Source organism: Massilia mucilaginosa, from assembly GCF_011682145.1.
Lineage (GTDB): Bacteria > Pseudomonadota > Gammaproteobacteria > Burkholderiales > Burkholderiaceae_D > Telluria_A > Telluria_A mucilaginosa.
Window position 1 is genome coordinate 1 of record NZ_WHJH01000125.1, and the last position, 2,368, is coordinate 2,368.

The 2,368-nt window shown below is 61.7% G+C and carries 3 protein-coding genes; all 3 read right to left on the reverse strand.

The annotated features are described in order from the left end of the window. Positions 1–56: 56 nt before the first annotated feature. Positions 57–1,604 carry an IS66 family transposase gene (tnpC, locus tag F2P45_RS33970; protein WP_166882618.1) on the reverse strand — a complete coding sequence of 516 codons (1,548 nt, stop codon included), beginning with the start codon at positions 1,602–1,604 and terminating at the stop codon, positions 57–59. 66 nt (positions 1,605–1,670) lie between these two features. Beyond that, positions 1,671–2,027, reverse strand: coding sequence for an IS66 family insertion sequence element accessory protein TnpB (gene tnpB, locus F2P45_RS33975; protein WP_166882619.1), 357 nt, complete (start codon positions 2,025–2,027; stop codon positions 1,671–1,673). Continuing rightward, positions 2,027–2,368, reverse strand: a 342-nt coding sequence (gene tnpA / locus F2P45_RS33980; RefSeq protein WP_223164902.1) for an IS66 family insertion sequence element accessory protein TnpA, incomplete at its 5' end; no start/stop codon positions are given. The genes tnpA and tnpB, both read right to left, overlap by 1 nt.

Sequence of the window (2,368 nt, forward strand, 5' to 3'; positions counted from 1 at the left end):
GTAAGCGCGATTTCTACCGCACCTTGACGTTGCCCTAATCGACGGGCAAGCGGCTGTTAAACAGCAGTAAAGTTGAACGGCAACAGATCGGCAATGTCGGCACCGGCCTGGCGCTGCGGCAGTTCTGTCAGCACGTGCCGCAAGTAGGCATACGGTTCGACTCCGCAGGCGCGGCATGTGAGCATCAGGCTGTAGATCACAGCGCTGGCATCGGCGCCGGCGACTGAATTCGAGAACAGCCACGCCTTGCGGCCAATGGTAAACGGCCTGATATCGCGTTCGATCACATTGTTATCAATCGGGGCGCGTCCATCGTCGATATAACGATAGATGTAGGCCCATTGACCCAGCGTATAGCTGATGGCCTTGCCGATCAGTGATTTCGGCATGACCTCGGCCTGGTTCTTTACCAGCCAAGCGTGCAGGACCTCCAGTATCGGACGGCTCCTTTCTTGTCGCCATCGGTAAATTTCCTCGATGAGGGAACGTCCTTCAGGCGGCGCCTTCTTTCTGACCGTCGATTCAAGGTGATACAGCTTGCCAATCATGTCCAGCGCCTCTTTGGCGCGGCCAGGCGGCCCTTTCTGCGCCTTGAGCGCTTCATCAAAGCGCCTGCGCACGTGCGCCAAACAACCGAGGTGCCTGATTCCGCCCAGCATGCGCCAGGCGGCGTAACCGTCGGTCATCACGGCACCGCTGTAACCGGCCAGAAAGCGCTCAGGATGCTCATGCCCGCGACCGGGCTGGTACTCGAACAGCACCACTGGACGTTCGCTGCCGATGGCGCTACGGTAGACCCACATGTATGAGGTGTTCTCTGCCTTGCGGCCCGCCTCGTTAAGCACCTGGACGGTCGTTTCGTCGCCGTGGATAAATGGATTGGTCAACAACTCCCGGTGCAGCGCCGCGTACAGCGGCGTCAGCAACACGCCGGCCTTGATGCACCATTGCGCCAGCGTGCCGCGGGCTACATCGACATCGCCGCGCAGCAGCCAGTCGTGCTGCCGGTAAAGCGGCATGCCGTCGGCGTATTTGGCGGTCAGCACCGTGGCAACCGTGCCGGGGCTGGCGTTGCTGCCGGGGATGGGCTGAGCCGGCATGGGGCTAGTAATGATCTTGCTCGTCTCGCCGTGCCGGTCGCACTGGCGGCAGGCATACTTAAAGCGCACGTGCTGCAGCACCTGGACCGTGGCGGGGATGATGTCGAGCTGCTCGCTGGTTTCCTCGCCCATGCGATGCAGCGCGCCTTGGCAGCAAGCGCAGACCTTCTCTGCCTCGGGCAAATCGTGCTCGACACGCTTGCGCGGCAGATGGGCGGGCAAGGCACGGCGCCCCCGTTTTTTAGGCGCCGATGCTGGCGCGACGGCGTCCTCATCAATTTCTTCATCAGGGAACGCAACGGCGTCCTGCTCGGCTTCATTGAACAGGCAACCCTGCGCGCCCAGCTTCTCGCTCGATGGCGCAAAGCGCTTGAGCTGCGCCAGCCGGAACTGCTCTTCAAGGAAGAGGTTGCGTGCTTCCAGGGCGCTCGCGCGCCCTTCCAACTGGCGGATATAGTCGCGCAGTTCGGCAGGCAGGGTGGCAAGGAGTTCAGGCAGGTGCATGCAGCTACTTTACCAAAGCGTTTTGCGTTTTGGGTTTACGTAAACTGCACGCTTTTGAAACATTTTTTAGCGCATGGCGCGCGGCGACATCGGCTGGTGTGCAATTGCGTTCTGCCATTTCAGGCCGTCGATCAGCCAGCGCAACTGGCGCGCCGTCACCTCGAGTGTGTGGGCATCATCAGCACCGTCGGGCCAGTGAAACCGACCTTGCTCCAGCCGGCGGCAATGCAGCCAGAACCCGTTCGTATCCCAGTGCAGGATCTTGATCCGGTTGCGGGCGCGATTGCAGAATACGAACCAGTGCGGGCTGACCGGATCAAGACCGAGGGTGTCGGCGACCACCAGTGCCAGGCCGTTGATCGACTTGCGCATGTCGTGCTGGCCCGTCGCCAGGTACACCATGCCTTGCGGCGTGCCCCACATCAGCGCAGCGCCGCCAGGACAGCGCCCAGCCACTCCACGTGTGCCGGGCTGCCCAAGCGTACCAGATAACCATTTGGCGTCTCTACTTCCAGCATGGCGGCGCATCCGGTCGGATCAGGCAGCGCGATGAATTGCGCCGCGCGCGCGCCGGTGCTCGCCAGGCGTTTGCGCCAGTAGTGAAACGTCGCTTCTGTAACGCCGTTGACGGCGCACCAGGCACGAATCGTTTGCCCGGATTCGGCCTGCGCCTGCAGGCGCGCCGGCCAGAGTTCGTGCTTCGTTGGCTCTTGCATGTTCGTGACTCCTGAGTTGATGGAGTACCGATTCTGGATGCCGAAAAT

Coding starts and splice junctions, on each gene's coding strand:
- tnpC (WP_166882618.1), bottom strand. CDS start 1,604: ATGCACCTGCCTGAACTCCTTGCCACCCTGCCTGCCGAACTGCGCGAC.
- tnpB (WP_166882619.1), bottom strand. CDS start 2,027: ATGTGGGGCACGCCGCAAGGCATGGTGTACCTGGCGACGGGCCAGCAC.